The organism is Pseudomonas sp. GW823-FHT03E05 (genome assembly GCF_058796855.1).
In genome coordinates this window covers 155,072-172,055 of sequence record NZ_JBXAJB010000009.1, presented here as the reverse complement: position 1 = coordinate 172,055, position 16,984 = coordinate 155,072, and the positions used below count along the sequence as shown (strand labels likewise).

General features: G+C 65.9%; 15 protein-coding genes and 1 pseudogene. 9 read left to right on the top strand and 7 right to left on the bottom strand.

Annotation, left to right across the window (positions count from 1 at the left end):
• Position 1: 1 nt before the first annotated feature.
• The gene (locus AC1RCO_RS29055) at positions 2–598 is read right to left on the bottom strand and encodes a TetR/AcrR family transcriptional regulator (RefSeq protein WP_011060465.1); all 597 of its coding nucleotides are present in this window, start codon (positions 596–598) and stop codon (positions 2–4) included.
• Complete coding sequence (locus tag AC1RCO_RS29050; protein WP_015634954.1) at positions 591–1,442, bottom strand: 3-hydroxybutyryl-CoA dehydrogenase; 852 nt, start codon at positions 1,440–1,442, stop codon at positions 591–593. The genes AC1RCO_RS29055 and AC1RCO_RS29050 overlap by 8 nt, the downstream gene beginning before the upstream one ends.
• Positions 1,443–1,613: 171 nt before the next feature.
• Here AC1RCO_RS29050 and AC1RCO_RS29045 point away from each other — a divergent pair, with 171 nt between their 5' ends.
• On the top strand, positions 1,614–2,630 hold the full coding sequence (locus AC1RCO_RS29045; RefSeq protein ID WP_077933758.1) for an AraC family transcriptional regulator: 1,017 nt from the start codon (positions 1,614–1,616) through the stop codon (positions 2,628–2,630).
• A gap of 253 nt (positions 2,631–2,883) precedes the next feature.
• On the opposite strand, the gene AC1RCO_RS29040 is transcribed toward AC1RCO_RS29045, so the two are convergent.
• Positions 2,884–4,752 (bottom strand): sigma-54-dependent Fis family transcriptional regulator, encoded by a 1,869-nt coding sequence (locus tag AC1RCO_RS29040; protein WP_019094734.1) that lies wholly within the window; start codon positions 4,750–4,752, stop codon positions 2,884–2,886.
• 355 nt (positions 4,753–5,107) lie between these two features.
• Here AC1RCO_RS29040 and AC1RCO_RS29035 point away from each other — a divergent pair.
• The 6 genes and pseudogenes from AC1RCO_RS29035 (at position 5,108) to AC1RCO_RS29010 (ending at position 11,349) form a co-directional block, all read left to right on the top strand.
• Positions 5,108–6,183 (top strand): annotated as a pseudogene (locus AC1RCO_RS29035) (ATP-NAD kinase family protein).
• A gap of 2 nt (positions 6,184–6,185) precedes the next feature.
• Entirely contained in the window at positions 6,186–7,163 is a 978-nt protein-coding gene (locus AC1RCO_RS29030; protein ID WP_019094732.1) for a thiamine pyrophosphate-dependent dehydrogenase E1 component subunit alpha, read from the top strand.
• A gap of 30 nt (positions 7,164–7,193) precedes the next feature.
• A complete protein-coding gene (locus tag AC1RCO_RS29025; RefSeq protein ID WP_011060471.1) occupies positions 7,194–8,207 on the top strand; it encodes an alpha-ketoacid dehydrogenase subunit beta in 1,014 nt (337 codons plus the stop codon).
• On the top strand, positions 8,207–9,319 hold the full coding sequence (locus tag AC1RCO_RS29020) for an acetoin dehydrogenase dihydrolipoyllysine-residue acetyltransferase subunit (RefSeq protein WP_492618310.1): 1,113 nt from the start codon (positions 8,207–8,209) through the stop codon (positions 9,317–9,319). The genes AC1RCO_RS29025 and AC1RCO_RS29020 overlap by 1 nt, the downstream gene beginning before the upstream one ends.
• Before the next feature lie 88 nt (positions 9,320–9,407).
• Complete coding sequence (locus AC1RCO_RS29015) at positions 9,408–10,481, top strand: 2,3-butanediol dehydrogenase (RefSeq protein ID WP_228102375.1); 1,074 nt, start codon at positions 9,408–9,410, stop codon at positions 10,479–10,481.
• A 142-nt stretch (positions 10,482–10,623) separates the two neighbouring features.
• Positions 10,624–11,349 carry a hypothetical protein gene (locus AC1RCO_RS29010; protein WP_026020167.1) on the top strand — a complete coding sequence of 242 codons (726 nt, stop codon included), beginning with the start codon at positions 10,624–10,626 and terminating at the stop codon, positions 11,347–11,349.
• Between the two features lie 114 nt (positions 11,350–11,463).
• Here the strand turns inward: AC1RCO_RS29010 and AC1RCO_RS29005 are convergent, their stop codons facing one another.
• Positions 11,464–12,750, bottom strand: a complete 1,287-nt coding sequence (locus AC1RCO_RS29005) for an MFS transporter (protein ID WP_492618309.1) — start codon at positions 12,748–12,750, stop codon at positions 11,464–11,466.
• A 74-nt stretch (positions 12,751–12,824) separates the two neighbouring features.
• Positions 12,825–14,204: a M20 family metallopeptidase gene (locus AC1RCO_RS29000; RefSeq protein WP_492618308.1), complete on the bottom strand. Its 1,380-nt coding sequence runs from the start codon at positions 14,202–14,204 to the stop codon at positions 12,825–12,827.
• 117 nt (positions 14,205–14,321) lie between these two features.
• Here AC1RCO_RS29000 and AC1RCO_RS28995 point away from each other — a divergent pair, with 117 nt between their 5' ends.
• Together AC1RCO_RS28995 and AC1RCO_RS28990 are read left to right on the top strand one after the other, a co-directional pair.
• Entirely contained in the window at positions 14,322–15,206 is an 885-nt protein-coding gene (locus AC1RCO_RS28995; protein ID WP_011060477.1) for a LysR family transcriptional regulator, read from the top strand.
• Positions 15,207–15,212: 6 nt separating this feature from the next.
• Positions 15,213–15,398 (top strand): Imm32 family immunity protein, encoded by a 186-nt coding sequence (locus tag AC1RCO_RS28990; protein WP_492618324.1) that lies wholly within the window; start codon positions 15,213–15,215, stop codon positions 15,396–15,398.
• Between the two features lie 23 nt (positions 15,399–15,421).
• On the opposite strand, the gene AC1RCO_RS28985 is transcribed toward AC1RCO_RS28990, so the two are convergent.
• Both AC1RCO_RS28985 and AC1RCO_RS28980 read right to left on the bottom strand, forming a co-directional pair.
• On the bottom strand, positions 15,422–15,778 hold the full coding sequence (locus tag AC1RCO_RS28985; RefSeq protein WP_026020166.1) for a DUF6572 domain-containing protein: 357 nt from the start codon (positions 15,776–15,778) through the stop codon (positions 15,422–15,424).
• Between the two features lie 106 nt (positions 15,779–15,884).
• Complete coding sequence (locus tag AC1RCO_RS28980) at positions 15,885–16,796, bottom strand: LysR family transcriptional regulator (protein ID WP_072451480.1); 912 nt, start codon at positions 16,794–16,796, stop codon at positions 15,885–15,887.
• Positions 16,797–16,984: the final 188 nt, after the last annotated feature.

Genomic DNA, 16,984 nt, shown 5'->3' with positions numbered 1-16,984 from the left:
CTCAGGCCACCGCGCTGCGCACGGGCACGCCGCCCAGCAGGCGCTCGATGGCGCCGCTCAGCAGGTTTTCCAACAGGGCTTCGCGTTCCCGCTCGGCCAGGGGTTGTTCGCTGAACCAGCTAGGGGCGCTGTTGAGCAGGTTGGCCAAAGCATGGGCCGCGGCGCGCTGCGCCTGTGGGCCAAGGCCGGTCGGGGTGCCCAGCAACTGCACCAGCTGTTGTTCGTAGCGTTCGCGCAATTGCCCGACCCGCAGTTGCTGGTCGGGATTGAGGCAGCCGCTGTCGCGCTCCACCAGGCGGAAATGCCGCGGCAATTCCCGATGCAGCTTCAGGTGGGCGCGGATCAGCGCCGGCAGGCAGTCGCCCTGCAACTTGCGCCGTTGCAGGCGCTTGAGGGTGCTGTGCAGCTCATCGAAGAACTCCTCGATCAGGTCCAGCAACAGGTGCTGCTTGCTCGGGTAATGGTGGTACAGCGAGCCCGGGGTCAGCCCCAGATGGCTCGCCAGCTCACGCATGCCGACCTGGCCGAAGCCCTTGCTGGCGAACAGCTCCAGGGCCTTGTCGCGGCTTTCGGCAAAGCGTGAGCAACGCTCAGCCATAGTGATGGAAACCCCGACCGGTCTTGCGCCCCAGGTAGCCGGCGGCAACCATTTCCTTGAGCAGCGGCGCGGGGCGGTACTTGCTGTCGTTGAAGCCGTCGTAGAAGGCTTCGAGGATCGCCAGCAGGGTGTCCAGGCCGATCAGGTCGGCCAGGGCCAGCGGGCCGATCGGCTGGTTGCAGCCCAGGCGCATGCCGGCGTCGATGTCCTCGGCGCTGGCCAGGCCTTCCTGGAACACCAGGATCGCCTCGTTGATCATCGGCACCAGGATGCGGTTGACCACAAAACCCGGGCGGTTGCCGGCGGTGATCGCGGTCTTGCCCAGGCGCTGGGCCATATTCATGGCCAGGGCGTGGGTCGCGTCGCTGGTCTGCAGGCCACGGATCACCTCGATCAGGCCCATCACCGGCACCGGGTTGAAGAAGTGCAGGCCGATGAACCGCTCGGGCGCGCTGACGCTGGCGGCCAGTTGGGTGATCGACAGCGACGAGGTGTTGGAGGCGATCACGCACTCGGCGCTGACCTGGGCGGCGATCTGCTGCAGCACCTTGAGCTTGAGGTCGAGGTTCTCGGTGGCGGCTTCGATCACCAGTTGCGCATCCTTGAGCACGCCGTAGTCGGTGCTGATGCGGATCCGGCCCAGGGCGGCGAGCTTGTCGTCTTCGCCGAGGGTGCCCTTGCTCACCTGGCGGTCGAGGTTCTTGCCGATGGTGGCCAGGGCCTTTTCCAGGGCGCCCTGGGCGATGTCCAGCAGGGTCACGTCAAAGCCCGCCTGGGCGCAGACCTGGGCGATGCCGTTGCCCATGGTGCCGGCGCCGATCACCCCGATATTCGCAAGATTCATCTTCAGCTCTTCCTTTGTTCATTGCCTTCGCGGAGCATGGCGCGGTTGCCTTGCACAGCGCGTTATCCAGCGCGAGTCTAGAGCCCGGCGCGGTGGCCGGCCTATGCCGAAAGCGGTCAAGCGTGCTGGCGTTTTTTGCCATAGGTCCAGCTACGGGAGCACAGCCTCTACATGCGTGAATCGGATTCGGTCGCGGTCTATTTTGTCCGGGTGATGACCCACGCCCTGCGCCAGCAGCCGGCGCGCCTGGCGGCCGTGCTGCGCGAGGCCGGTATCGATCCGGCGTTGCTCGACCAGCCCCGGGCGCGGGTGCCCGGCAGTGCCTTTGCCGCGCTGTGGCTGATCCAGATCCGCGAGTTGCAGGACGAATTCTTCCAGCTCGACTCCCGGGGGATGCCGCCGGGGGCCTTTGCCCTGATCTGTCGCGGACTGATCCAGGAGCCCAACCTGGAAAAAGCCCTGCGCCAGTGCCTGAACAACTTCGGCCTGTTCCTGCGGGACGTCCGCGCCAGCCTCAGCCTGCGGGGCAAGCGCGCGGTGATCAGCCTCGACAGCCGCTGCGCCGACCCGCTGCGCAGCCACTACGCCGAGGAAACCCTGCTGGTGCTGGTTATCAGCCTGTTGTGCTGGCTCGGCGGGCGACGGATTCCCATCGACCGCGCCGATTTTCGTCATTCACGCCTGAGCCTCAGCGACGATGCGCTGCTGTGGGGCAGCAACCTGAGCTGGAACGCCGGGCGCACCGAGATCGAATTCGCCAGCCGCTTCCTGCGCCTGCCGGTGGTCCAGGACCTGGCCTCGCTCAAGGTGTTCCTGCGCAGCGCACCGCAGTGGCTGGTGATCCGCTTTCGCAACCAGCACGGGCTGACCACCCAGGTGCACCAGCGCCTGCGGGGCAGCCACTACAGCCAGTGGCCGACCCTGGAAGCCTTCGCCCGCGAAGTGCAGATGAGCGCCAGCACCCTGCGCCGGCGCCTGGAGCGCGAGGGCGGCTCCTATCAAGAGATCAAGGACGAAGTACGCCGCGGCGTCGCCGTCGAGCTGCTACGCCGCTCGGCGGCCAGCATCAGCGAGATTGCCGAACTCACCGGCTTCCAGGAGCCCAGCGCCTTCCACCGCGCGTTCAAGAAATGGACCGGCGAAAGCCCCGGGCGCTACCGCGCCCGTTTCCAGCCAGCCCCCGCCTGATTCCACGACATCCCGGCTTCTACGGATTTCGCCACATCACACAGTCCGTTGTAGGAGCTGGCTTGCCAGCGAAGGCGCCCGCAAGATCACCGCCTGATCCGAGGGCCTGTTCGCCGGCAAGCCGGCGCCTACGGATTTCGTCCCATCACGCAGTCCCTTGTAGGAGCTGGCTTGCCAGCGAAGGCGCCCGCAAGATCACCGCCTGATCCGAGGGCCCATTCGCCGGCAAGCCGGCGCCTACGGTCGGTGTGGGTTAGGCCGGGCTGCGGCCGGGCATCTGGATGCCGTGCTGTTGCACGCGGCGGTACAGGGTGGCGCGGGAAATGCCCAGGGCCTTGGCTGCCGCCACGGGTTTCCAGCGGTGGCGCACCAGGGCGTCCAGCAGGGCCTGGCGCTCGGGGCTGGTGGCGGTTTCCAGGGCGGGCAGGGCGCCTTCGGCCTCGGCGCCGCGCAGTTGTTCGGGCAAGTCATGCAGTTGGATCAGCGGCCCTTCGCACACCGCGCAGGCATAGCGCAGCACATGGCGCAATTGCCGCACGTTGCCCGGCCAGCGGTAGCCCAACAGGCATTCCAGCGCCGCATTGCCCAGTTGCACCGGCGCACCGCAGCGCTTGGATTCCTCTTCGACAATCCGGGTGATCAGCGCCAGCCGGTCGCTGCGCTCGCGCAGCGGTGGCAACTGAAAACGCGCGCCCCCCAGGCGGAAATACAGGTCCTCGCGAAAGCTGCCTTCGGCCACCAGCGCCTCCAGATCGCGGTGGGTGGCGCAGATCACCTGGATATCCACCGCCTTGCGCTGCGCGGCCCCCAGCGGCGCCACTTCACCCTCGGCCAGCACCCGCAGCAGGCGGGTCTGCAAGGCCAGGGGCATGTCGCCGATCTCATCGAGGAACAGGGTGCCGCCATCGGCCTGTTGCAGCAGGCCCTGCATGCCCTTGTTCGAAGCGCCGGTAAAGGCCCCGGCGACGTAGCCGAACAGTTCGCTTTCGATCAGGTTCTCGGGAATCGCCGCGCAGTTCACCGCGACAAAGGGCCGGTCCCGACGCTGGCTGGCCTGGTGCAGCTGGCGGGCGAAGACTTCCTTGCCGGAACCGGTCTCGCCCTGGATCAGCACCGGCAGGTGGCGGTCCTTGACCCGCACCGCCAGGCGCAGGCTCTGTTCCACCCGCGGGTCCAGCGGTTCTCCGGCCAGGCTCAGGCGCGGGCGCTGTGCCGGGCGCCTTGGGGCTTGCAGGCGGCCGTGGAGGTTATCGGAAAGGGGGCACAGGGCTTCGTCGCGGGCGCGCTGCAACAGCTGCGGGTCGAACACCTGGGCGATGTGCTGCGGCAAGCGGCCATAGCGGCGCAGCAGGTAATGGCGCGCCGCCGGGTTGAGCGCGCGCAGGCAACCGTCGTCGTCCCAGGCCAGCAGGTAATCCGGCTGGCTGTCGACATAGCCGGGGCTGGCATGGGCCCGCAGCACCCAGTAGCCCTGGGCGCTGTTCATGAAGAATGCCTGTTCGATCTCCCGCGCGCTCTGCACCACCATCTGCCGGATCAGGTGCTGGGAACGGCGGTCGTCCGGGGAACGCACCGCCGACACATCCAGCACCCCCAGCAACTCGCCCTGGGGGTCGAACACCGGGGCGGCGGAACAGGTCAGGCCGATGAACGCGGCGCGAAAATGGTCGCGCTTGTGCACGGTGATCGGCGTGCGCGCGGTGAGCACCGCCGCCACGCCGCAGGTGCCTTCTTCACCCTCCGACCAGCAGGTGCCCAGGTACAGCCCGGCCTTGCGGCAGTCGTTGCGCAGGGTGGATTCCACCCGGTAGTCGATGGTCTGGCCCTGGGCGTCGGTGAGCAGCACGCAGTAGTCGGCGTCGCGCACCCGGCCATGCAGGCGGGCCACTTCTTCGCTGGCGATGCGCAGGAACAGCTCGGAACGCTCGCGGCATTCCTTGAGCACGTTTTCGGACAGGATGCGCGGCCCCTGCAGCGAGCCGGGGTCCAGTTGGTGCTGCTCCATGGAGCGGCGCCAGGAATCGAGGATCAGGCTCGGCACCGGCGCCTGGGGCAGGTGATCGGCGTTTTTCAGGACCCGGCTGACGCAGTCCACATGGGCTTTTGAATGTGCGGAAAGCATGAAGGCCTCCGGTTGCAGCTTCTTATCGTTGTGGGCGCATTAAGCGCCGATCCGCGGCTCCCGACAAGCACCGGGCGGCGCCGTGGGGGCGCTGAGACGCAACGTCTCAGGGTCTCGCCAAGGCCCCGTGCAGCCTGACATGCAACGTCTCAGGCGCAGGGCTTCCCGACACCTGCAGGCGAGTGCAACAGCCGCTCTGCCACGGGCCTTTGCAGCGGTTTTTCCATAACTGGCACCGGCCTTGCTCTGGCTCTTGGCAACCAGCCCTTGGCAACCCGCGCCGACTGGCCCATCGAAGAATAAGAACGAGGTGCCCGATGTTTTCTCCTGCCTGTGCTCCGCCCGCGGTGAGCCCATGAGCCGCCGCCCCCTCACTGTCGGCATCATCGCCAACCCGGCTTCGGGCCGTGATGTGCGCCGCCTCACCGCCAATGCCGGGTTGTTCTCCAGCACCGACAAGGTCTCGGTGATCCAGCGTCTGCTGGCGGCCTTTGGCGCCACCGGCATCACCCAGGTGCTGATGCCCACTGACATGACCGGCATCGCCGCCGCGGTGCAGAAAAACAGCCGCAGCCGCCAGGCCCGGGAGCAGCACTGGCCGGCCCTGGAGTTTCTCGACCTGACCCTGCGCCAGAGCGTCGAGGACACCCGCCAGGCAGCGCGCTGGATGGCCGAGCGCGGGGTGTCGCTGATCGCCGTGCTCGGTGGCGACGGCACCCACAAGGCGGTGGCCGCCGAGGTCGGCGACATTCCGCTGCTGACCCTGTCCACCGGCACCAACAACGCCTTTCCGGAGCTGCGCGAAGCCACCAGCGCCGGGCTGGCCGGCGGGCTCTACGCCAGCGGCCGGGTGCCCGCCGAGATCGCCCTGCGGCGCAACAAGCGCCTGCTGGTGCGCGAACCGTCCCGGGGCCTGTGCGAAGTGGCCCTGGTGGATGTGGCGGTGTCGCCCCTGGCCTTTGTCGGCGCCCGGGCCATCAGCCGCGCCAGCGATCTGGCCGAGGTCTTCGTGACCTTCGCCGAACCGCAGTCCATCGGCATTTCCGCGCTCTGCGGGCTGTGGCTGCCGGTCACCCGCCAGGAACCCCACGGCGCCTGGATGCGCCTGGACCCGCAATCCCCCGAGGCGCTGCTGGTGCCCCTGGCTCCCGGCCTGCTGCAGGGCTGCGGGGTGCTGGAGGCCGGCTACCTGCAACCCGATGTGCCCCAGCCCCTGTGCCTGAACGCCGGCACCCTGGCCCTGGATGGCGAGCGCGAGATCGAGTTCAACCCCCACGACCGGCCCACGGTCACCCTGGATGCCGGCGGCCCGCTGAGCATTGACGTCAACGCGGTCCTGGAACACGCGGCGCGCCAGCGCCTGCTGGCCATCGACCGTGATCACCGGCAACACCCCGTGAACCTTCAGTCCGAAGACACCCTGGAGAATAAAAATGTCGACACCCCTGACCACTGACCAGTTGCTCCACGCCTACCGGGTGATGCGCACCATCCGCGCATTCGAAGAACGCCTGCACGTGGAATTCGCCACCGGCGAGATCCCCGGTTTCGTCCACCTCTATGCCGGGGAAGAAGCCTCGGCCGCCGGAGTCATGGCCCACCTGCGGGACGACGACTGCATCGCCTCCAACCACCGTGGCCACGGCCATTGCATCGCCAAGGGCGTGGACGTCTACGGGATGATGGCGGAGATCTACGGCAAGAAGACCGGGGTCTGCCAGGGCAAGGGCGGCTCTATGCACATCGCCGATTTCGAGAAGGGCATGCTCGGCGCCAACGGCATCGTCGGTGCCGGTGCGCCGCTGGTGGTGGGCGCGGCCCTGGCCGCCCGGCTGCAAGGCACCGACGGTGTGTCGGTGGTGTTCTTCGGCGACGGCGGCTCCAACGAAGGCGCGGTGTTCGAGGCCATGAACATGGCCTCGGTGTGGAACCTGCCGTGCCTGTTCATCGCCGAGAACAACGGCTACGCCGAAGCCACGGCCTCCAACTGGTCGGTGGCGTGCGACCACATCGCCGACCGCGCCGCCGGTTTCGGCATGCCCGGGGTGACGGTGGACGGTTTTGATTTCTTCGCCGTGCACGAAGCTGCCGGCGCCGCCGTGGAGCGGGCCCGGGCCGGGGAGGGGCCGTCGCTGATCGAGGTCAAGCTGACCCGCTACTACGGCCACTTCGAGGGCGACGCCCAGACCTACCGCGCGCCGGATGAGGTCAAGCATTACCGCGAGCACAACGACTGCCTGATGCAGTTCCGCGAGCGCACCACCCGTTCGGGCCTGGTGCAGGCCAGCCAGCTGGACCAGATCGATGCCGACGTGGAAGCGCTGATCGAAGACGCGGTGCGCAAGGCCAAGACCGACCCCAAGCCGAGCCCCGCCGACCTGCTCAGCGACGTGTACGTCGCCTACCCCTAACGCCCCACAGAACAACAAGAGACCACCATCATGGCGAGAAAAATCAGTTACCAGCAGGCCATCAACGAAGCCCTGGCCCAGGAAATGCGGCGCGACCCCAGCGTGTTCATCATGGGCGAAGACGTGGCGGGCGGCGCCGGCGCCCCCGGCGACAACGACGCCTGGGGCGGCGTGCTCGGGGTGACCAAGGGCCTCTACCATCAATTCCCCGGGCGGGTGCTGGACACCCCGCTGTCGGAGATCGGCTACGTCGGCGCCGCAGTCGGCGCCGCCACCCGTGGCGTGCGCCCGGTGTGCGAGCTGATGTTCGTCGACTTCGCCGGCTGCTGCCTGGACCAGATCCTCAATCAGGCGGCGAAGTTTCGCTACATGTTCGGCGGCAAGGCCCAGACCCCGCTGGTGATCCGCACCATGGTCGGCGCCGGCCTGCGCGCCGCGGCCCAGCACTCGCAAATGCTGACCTCGCTGTGGACCCACATCCCCGGGCTGAAAGTGGTCTGCCCCTCGTCGCCCTACGACGCCAAGGGCCTGCTGATCCAGGCCATCCGCGACAACGACCCGGTGATCTTCTGCGAGCACAAGCTGCTCTACAGCCTGCAGGGCGAAGTGCCGGAGGAGTCCTACGCGATTCCCTTCGGCGAGGCCAACTTCCTGCGCGACGGCAAGGACGTGACCCTGGTGTCCTACGGGCGCACGGTGAATACCGCCCTGGACGCGGCCCGCAGCTTGGCCGGGCGCGGTATCGACTGCGAGGTGATCGACCTGCGCACCACCAGCCCGCTGGATGAAGACAGCATCCTGGAAAGCGTGGAGAAGACCGGGCGCCTGGTGGTGATCGACGAAGCCAACCCGCGCTGCTCCATGGCCACCGACATCTCGGCCCTGGTGGCGCAGAAAGCCTTCGCCTCCCTCAAGGCGCCGATCGAAATGGTCACCGCGCCCCACACCCCAGTGCCGTTCTCCGACGCCCTGGAAGACCTGTACATCCCCGACGCGGCGAAGATCGAGAAAGCCGTGCTCACCGTGATCGAGTGGAGCCGCTGATGAGCCAGATTCATACCCTGACCATGCCCAAGTGGGGCCTGTCGATGACCGAGGGCCGGGTCGATGCCTGGCTCAAGGAAGAAGGCCAGAGCATCAGCAAGGGCGATGAAGTGCTGGACGTGGAGACCGACAAGATCTCCAGCAGCGTCGAGGCGCCGTTCTCCGGCATCCTGCGTCGGCAGATCGCCCGCCAGGACGAGACCCTGGCGGTGGGCGCGCTGCTGGGCATCGTGGTCGAAGGCGAAGCCAGCGACGCCGAGATCGACGCGGTGATCGAGCAGTTCCAGGCCAGCTTCGTGCCCGGCGACAGCGCCGATGAAGACAGCGGCCCGGCGCCGCAGAAGGTCGAACTGGGCGGCCGCCTGATCCGCTATTTCGAGCGCGGTGAAGGCGGCACGCCGCTGTTGCTGGTGCACGGCTTTGGCGGCGATCTCAACAACTGGCTGTTCAACCACGAAGCCCTGGCCGCCGGGCGCCGGGTGATCGCCCTCGACCTGCCGGGCCATGGTGAGTCGGCCAAGGCCCTGCAACGGGGCGACCTGGATGAATTGAGCGAAGTGCTGCTGGCGCTGCTGGATCACCTGGAGATTCCCCTGGCCCATCTGGTGGGCCACTCCATGGGCGGCGCGGTGTCCCTCAACACCGCGCGGCTGGCGCCGGACCGCGTGCGTTCCCTGACCCTGATCGGCAGCGCCGGGCTGGGCCGCGAGATCAACGGCGACTACCTGCAAGGTTTTGTCGAGGCCAGCAACCGCAATGCGCTGAAGCCGCAGCTGGTGCAGTTGTTCTCCAACGCCGAGCTGGTGAACCGGCAGATGCTCGACGACATGCTCAAGTACAAGCGCCTGGAAGGGGTGCAGGCGGCCCTCGGGCAGCTTGCGCAACAGCTGTTCGCCGACGGCCGCCAGCACGCCGACCTGCGCCCGGTGGTGCAGGACGGCCCGCAGCCGGTGCTGGTGATCTGGGGCAGCGACGACCGGATCATTCCGGTGAGCCACAGCGCCGATCTCAAGGCGCAGATCGAGGTGCTGCCGGGGCAGGGGCACATGCTGCAGATGGAAGCGGCGGAGCAGGTCAACCGCCTGATCCTCGATTTTATCCAGCAGCACTGAGGTGTTCTGCGGCGGCCAGGGGGCCGTCGCAGCTCTACAAGAATAAGGAGAAGCCAAGATGAGTGTTTCCCTCAAGCCTGTTCCCAGCATGCGTGCCGCGGTCTGGCACGGCCGCCACGATATCCGCGTCGAAGACGTACCGCTGCCCGACGCGCCGCCTGCCGGCTGGGTGCAGATCCGCGTCGATTGGTGCGGGATCTGCGGTTCCGACCTGCACGAATATGTGGCCGGGCCGGTGTTCATTCCGGTGGACGCACCGCACCCGCTGACCGGGATCAAGGGCCAGTGCATCCTCGGCCACGAGTTCTGCGGCGAAATCGTCGCCCTGGGCGAAGGGGTCCAGGGTTTCAGTGTTGGTCAGCCAGTGGCCGCCGACGCCTGCCAGCACTGCGGCACCTGCTACTACTGCACCCACGGGCTGTACAACATCTGCGAAAACCTGGCCTTTACCGGGCTGATGAACAACGGCGCCTTCGCCGAATTGGTCAACGTGCCGGCCAACCTGCTGTACGCCTTGCCGGCCAACTTTCCCGCCGAGGCCGGAGCGCTGATCGAGCCGCTGGCGGTGGGCATGCACGCGGTGAAAAAAGCCGGCAGTTTGTTGGGGCAGAACGTGGTGGTGGTCGGCGCCGGCACCATCGGCCTGTGCACCATCATGTGCGCCAAGGCCGCCGGCGCGGCCCAGGTGATCGCCCTGGAAATGTCCGGCGCGCGCAAGGCCAAGGCCCTGGAGGTGGGCGCGACCCACGTGCTCGACCCCAAGGAGTGCGATGCCCTGGCCGAGGTCAAGCGCCTGACCGGCGGGCTGGGGGCCGATGTCAGCTTTGAATGCATCGGCAACAAGCACACCGCCAAGCTGGCCATCGACCTGATCCGCAAGGCCGGCAAGTGCGTGATGGTGGGGATATTCGAAGAGCCCAGCGAGTTCAACTTCTTCGAGCTGGTGGCCACCGAGAAAACGGTGCTGGGGGCCCTGGCCTACAACGGTGAGTTCGCCGATGTGATCGCCTTCATCGCCGATGGCCGGCTGGATATTTCGCCCCTGGTGACCGGGCGCATCCAGCTGGAAGAGATTGTCGGCCAGGGCTTCGAGGAACTGGTCAACAACAAGGAGCACAACGTCAAGATCATCGTGTCCCCCGGTCAGTTGCGACGCTCGTAAACGAGCGATTTGGCGATGGCCGGCCGCGGCCATCGCACTTTTTTACAGTTTTGCGTTCTATCACCTGGCCTGGCCGCGCCGATCCCCGCCGCAGCCCGTGAATTCCGACCCGGTGCCGATGGCCTACGCTCCCTCTTCTTGCATGATGCAAACCCGCTTTCAGCGCCTGTTCCTGGTGGCGCTGCTGATGCTTGGCGCCACGGCCTGTACCCAACAGCAAGGGCGCGATTTTGCCAAACAGTTTCGTGAAGGCAAGCCTGACGAATTCTTCCAGACCAGCGTCGATCGCATGGCCACCATCGGCATGCGCGACAACCTGCAGAGCCTGTACCTGCTGATGGGCAAGCTCTACCTGCGCAACCCCAGCCAGTGGCGCAAGTCGGGTTTCCCCGATGGCACCACGGCCCAGCGCGAGATCCGCAATGCCATCGAAAAGCGCCAGCCGCTGCCGGCCCTGGGGGATCGTCGCGACCTGGCGGCCCTGAGCTATTCCCTGAGCCCGGAGTTCCAGGGCGATCGGGTGGGGGCGTTCATCTATGCCATTGGCAGCATGCTGGTGACCGCCCATGGCGGGCGCACCGAGTTCTACATGACCGATACCATCGACCCGCAGTTCATCAGCAACGCCGCGCGCAATATCGAGAAGGCCACCTGGCTGCTGAGCCAGCGCCAGGATGCCAATGGGGTGCTGTTGCTGTTCTCCAACGAGATTTCCGAGGAGGGCAGCAACCTGAGTTTTGCCGTGGAGTTCGGCAAGATCGTCGCGCGCCTGGATTTGCTGACGCAGATTCTGGATGAGCGCTATCGGCGGGTGGGGTTCAATTACGCGCAGAGCCTGCTGCTGATGAATTTCTTGCCGGTGCAGTAGGAGCTGGCTTGCCAGCGAAGGCGCCCGTCCAGACGCTGCAAGGCCCAAGGGCCGTTTCGCCGGCAAGCCGGCTCCTACGCGGCGCTTTTGCCCCGCGCAAAAAACGGTCGCATTTCAGGTCATGCCGAGTTTTTTGCGCGCCATCAACAGAGCTACGACGCTCAACGCTGCCGCCAGCATCAAGTAGAAACTCGGTGCCAGCTGTGAGCCGGTCAGGGCAATCAATCCGGTAGCGATCACCGGTGCAAAACCGCCGAAGATCGTGACCCCCAGGTTGTAGCTCAGGGACATGCCGGTGACCCGGGTGCGCACCGGGAAGATGTCCGCCATCAGCGACGGCAGCGGGGCGAAGTACACCGCCTTGATCAGGGCCATCAGCGCCACCACCAGCAGCAGCGAGCTGGCACTGGGGCGGCTGTTGAGCCAGAAGAACGCCGGCAGGATCGCCACGGCATAGACCACCGCCGCTGCCAGCATGATTTTCAGGCGACCGATATGGCCGGACAGGTAGCCGACGATGGGCGTGATGATGGTCAGGATCAGGCCGCCGGTAAGGGTCGCCAAAAAGCCCGAGGACTGGGCGATGTTCAGGCTGGTGGCGGCGTAGGACGGCATGTACTGGATCATGTAGTTCGAGGCGGTCGACACCACCAGGGTGCCCATGGCGATCAGCAGCAGGGTCTTCTGGGTCACCAGCACTTCGCGCAAAGGGCGTTCCCCCGGTTCGCTGGCCTTGAAGTCCGGCGACTCGTCCACCGTACGGCGGATGTACAGGCCCACCGGGCCCAGCAGCAGGCCGAAGAAGAACGGCACGCGCCAGCCCCAGTCGAGCATTTGCTGGGCATCGAGGTGCTTGGTCAGGAAGTAGCCGAAGGTCGAGGCGATGACCACGCCAAAGCCCTGGCTGGCGAATTGCAGGCTGGCGACAAAGTGCCGGGTGCGCGCTGGCGCGTGTTCCAGCATGAAGGCGGTGGAGGTGCCGAATTCGCCGCCGGCGGAGAAGCCTTGCAGCAGTCGGGCCAGGAGGATGCCGATCGGCGCGGCGAGGCCCAGGGTGGCGTAGCTGGGCATGATGGCGATCAGCAGGGTGCCCGTCAGCATGATCAGGATCGACAGGGTCAGGGCCTTCTTGCGGCCCTTGCGGTCGGCGTAGGAGCCCAGTACCGCCGCGCCCAGGGGGCGGATCAGGAACGAGATGCCGAAGGTGGCGAAGGCCAGCAGCAGGGAGAAGGTCGGGTCCGCGGTGGGAAAGAACACCTGGCTGATGGTCAGGGCGAAGTAGGCGTAGATCGACAGGTCGAACCACTCCAGGGTGTTGCCGATCAGGGCGGCGCCTATGGGTTTCCACAGGGCCTTGGGTTCGACCCGGGTCGCGGTCGAGGTGGTGGCTAACGCTGTCATACAGGACGCTCCTGCTTATTGTTGGATTTTGAGCGACAGGTGCCCGGCCAGGGCCGGGCCGGGTAAGCGATGCCTCAGGTCCGGGGCAGGTCCCCCAGGTCCCAGAACAGGGCCGTCATGATCTCCAGGCCTTCACGAATCACCGGCAGCAGCAGGTGTTCGTCCGGGGCGTGCTGCGAGCAGCCGGGGTAGGAGTGGGGAATCCACAGGGTCGGCAGCCCCAGCACTTCGGCGAAGATGTCGTTGGGCAGGGTGCCCGCCAGGTTCGGCAACAGCGCCAGGCGCTGCGCACTGCTACCTGCAATCGAGGTCTTGGCGAACCTGACCCAGGGGTTGTCCGGGTCCAGGCGGGTGGCCGGGGAGCAGCGCTCCATGACGATCTCCACCTGGCTGAAACCTTCGCGGTCCAGGTGCGCCCGCAGCAGGCTTTCCAGCTGCTGCCAGGGCGTGCCGAGGACAAAGCGCAATTGGCAGAAGGCCACGGCCCGGGGCGGAATCGCGTTCACCGGCTTTTGCGGGTTGCCGGTGCTGAAGGCGAGGATTTCCAGGGTGTTCCAGGCGAACAGGCGCTCGCCCAGGGTCAGCCCCGGTTCGCCCCAGTGTTCGTCCAGGGGGCGGCCCAGGGACTCGCGCTGGATCTCCAGATCTGCGATGGCGGCGCGCACGTTGTCGGGAATGTTCGCCGGTAGCAGTTCGCGGCAGCGGATGCGGCCGTTCTGGTCCACCAGGCTGGCCAGGGCGTTGGCCAGTACCACGCCGGGGTTGCTCATCACCCCGCCCCAGTTGCCCGAGTGCAGGCCCTTGTCCCGGGTGTTGACCTCCAGGCGGAACTGCGCTGAACCGCGGGAGCCGAGGAACAGCGTCGGCCGTACCTGATTCAGCCGTGGGCCGTCGGAGGCGATGAACACATCGGCCCGCAACAGTTCGCGCTGCTCCTGGCACAGCTGGCGCAGCCCCGGGGAACCGGCTTCCTCACCCATCTCGAACAGCAGCTTGAGGTTGAAGCCCAGGCGCCCGTCGCGGGCCTTTAGCACTTGCTCCAGGGCGGTCAGGTTGATGCTGTGCTGGCCCTTGTTGTCGGCGGTGCCACGGCCGTACCAGCGTTCGCCCTCCAGGGTCAGCTGCCAGGGATTCAGGCCCGTGCGCCACTGTTCGGCGTAACCCGGCACCACGTCGCCGTGGCCGTAGCTGAGCACTGTGTGCAGGGCTGGGTCTTCCAGGCGCGTGGCAATCAGGAACGGCCCACCGGCCTGTGGGTTGGCCAGCATGTGGCAGTCGAAGCCCAGGCGTTGCAGCAGCGGCTGGATTTCCTCCAGCAGGTAGCGCGGCAGTTCATCGGCATGGGCCGGGTCCTGGCTGTCACTGCGAAACGCCACCCGGCGTCGCAGGTCCTGTTCAAAATGGCCGGCGTCCAGGTACTGGCGAACGCCGGCGAGGGCAGCTTGCTTGGTCATTGCAACTCCGGTCGGGCAAGGGGAACGGGCCCATGGTGGAGTTGGCAAAGGCATCTGTATATTGCTGTTTTTTGAAGGCATGATTCTAAAAATTGGATGCCTGGCAAGGGGATGCAGATGGACTATCGGTATTTTCTGGCGGTGATCGATGCGGGCTCCCTGGCCGCGGCGGGGGAGCGTTTGCACATCGCCCCCAGCGCGGTGAGCCGGCAGATCGCCCTGCTGGAAGAGAGCGTTGGCGTGGCGCTGTTCGAGCGGCGCCCGCGGGGCATGCAACTCACCGCCGCTGGCGAAGCCCTGGCCGAACACGCCCGGCGCACCTGGCTGGAACAGGAGAACATCCTCGCCGAACTGCGGGGCGAGGGTTACCCGGGGGCCAAGGTGATCCGCCTGGTATCCACCGAGGGCCTGTCGCGGTATTTCCTGCCCCGGGTGCTGCTGGAGCATTACCGCCTGCGGCCCGGAGCCGAGTACCGCCTGGACGTGATCTCGCCCCACGAGTGCGTGCAGCGCATTCGCCGGGGAGAGGCGGACGTGGGGCTGACCTTCAGCACCGAGCCGGTGGAGGGGGTCAACGTGTGCTACTCGATCCGCTCGCCGATTCGCGCCCTGATGCGCGCCGGGCATCCGCTGGCCAGCGCCGGGGTGCTGTCACTGGAGCAGGTGCAGGCGTTTCCCGTGGCCTTGACGCCCAAGGGCACCACCCAGCGGCAACTGCTGGACCTGGTGTGCCAGATGGACGGCCTGAGCTTCGATCAGGTGATGACCTGCAACTTTTCCGGGGCCCTGCATGAGTTTGTGCGCCAGTCCGACACGGTGGCCTTTGCCAGCGCCATCAGCGGCGAAGGGCAGGGGATGGATGGGCTGGTATCGGTGCCCCTGTCCAACCCGCGCTTGGGCGATCGGGACATTCAGGTGCTGACCATGCCCAAGCGGGTGTTGCCGGAAAGCCTCGCGTTCTTTATCGACACCTTGATTGCGCGGTTGCAGAAAGAGGGCTGAGGGAGGCTGCTGACCGTTCTCGCCGAGCCGGACACGCTCAGGGCGCTGGGTGAGTTCCTGATCAACGCTTCAGCCGACATGGCGGCCAATGGCCTGGAGCATGTGCACCTGCAAGACGTGATCGAGCACTTCTCGCACCAGCAGCATGTGGATGTGATTGCCCTCAACCGGGCTGTGATCAAGCCTGCCTGAGGCAGCGCCGTGCCCGGCCCGGCTTACATGTTGCGAATCCTCTCGTCGACCCTGAGCTCGAACTCGAAGCCAATGCCCACGTCATTCAGGGTTTCGGTCACGCGGGCCATGAAGTACTCGGCCTGCGCGGGCAATTCATACAAGCCAATGACCCGGATGATCGGGTACTTGCCATAGGCGCCGGGGATCTCGGTGTAGATCTCGCCACTTTCGATGAAGGCGATGTAGCTGTTGATTTTCTCTTGCAGCACGAGCAAGTGCTCGCCTTGTTCCGCCTTGTCGCCCCATTCGAGGTGGTCGGTCATCACCAGTAGCAGGTCGTTGGGAGCCTCCTTGGAGATCCCCCAGAAATCGATGACTTTGGGATTGGTGACGGACATGGCTGATCCTTCAGGCGGCGGGGGCGGGGATTGTATTACGTGCCCCGGGGTTAGTGGCGGTGCTGTAGCAAGTGTCCGTTCTGAGACGTTCATAAGCCTTCGCCCTTCATTGCAGAAAGAAATGCTCCTTGATCGAATCCAGCAGCAGTGACTTGACGATCTGCAACGCGTTGTCGTGTTTGCTGCCCACGCGCATGCCGATCTCAAGTTCGTAGGAAGGCATGGGCACGGGGCAGGGGAAGGTTTGCAGCGAACTGATCCGTTCCATTGCGCGTGCGGCATGGGTGGGCACGGTGGTGATCAGTTTGGAGCCCACCAGCAGAAAGGGAACGGCGGCGAAGTGCGAGGTCGAGGCCTTGATCGTGCGGGTCAGGCCGACGTTGTTCAGGCCTTCATCGACAATGCCGACATAACCTGCGGACGACACCAGCAGGTGCGGACGCTGAGCGTAATCCTCCGCGGTCACCGGGACGGTGTTGTGGGCATCGGCGATGCCCAGGTAGTTGCCGCGGCCCAGCCTGATGCGGGTGATCAAGTGCGAGGACAAGCCTCCGGCGGAGATGGCGAGATCGATCTTGTGGCCCATCAGCATGTCTTGTACGACGCCGCTGTGGGTTTGCCGGAAGAGGATGCGCAGCCCGGGCAGGCGCTCTTCCACCACCGAGAGAATTTTCTGCCCCAGGGCGATTTCACTGTCATCGGAGAGCCCGATGGTGAGGGTGCGGCCCTGCACTTGCTGGCCGTCGGAGGCCATGGCCAGGGCCAGCCTGCAGCGGTTGATGGCTTCTTCGACCAGGGGGTACAACTCGTTTGCGCGCATGGTCGGGCGCAGGCCGCGCCCTGTGCGCTCAAACAACGGGTCGCTATAGATCTCTCGCAAACGTGCAAGGGAAGCGCTGACCGCCGGCTGGGTGACGCCCAGCCGGATAGCCGCGCGGCTGGCACCGCCTTCTTCGACCAGGGCGGCAAAAACCCGGAGCAGGTTCAGGTCGGTGTTTTCGATATCAATGGGTTTCATATCAGATAGCTTGAATAGAGCATTGATCTATATTGTACCAGCCATAAAATGACCCGCCAAAACAATCAACGGCTTGAATTACAGAGCCGGTGTTGATGTTTCCAATACTGGGTTAGTGCCCGTTAGTTCGGTTTTTTTATAGGCGGGCATAAGCCTTGGCTGTTGGGTAAGAGGTTTTAACCAGAGGT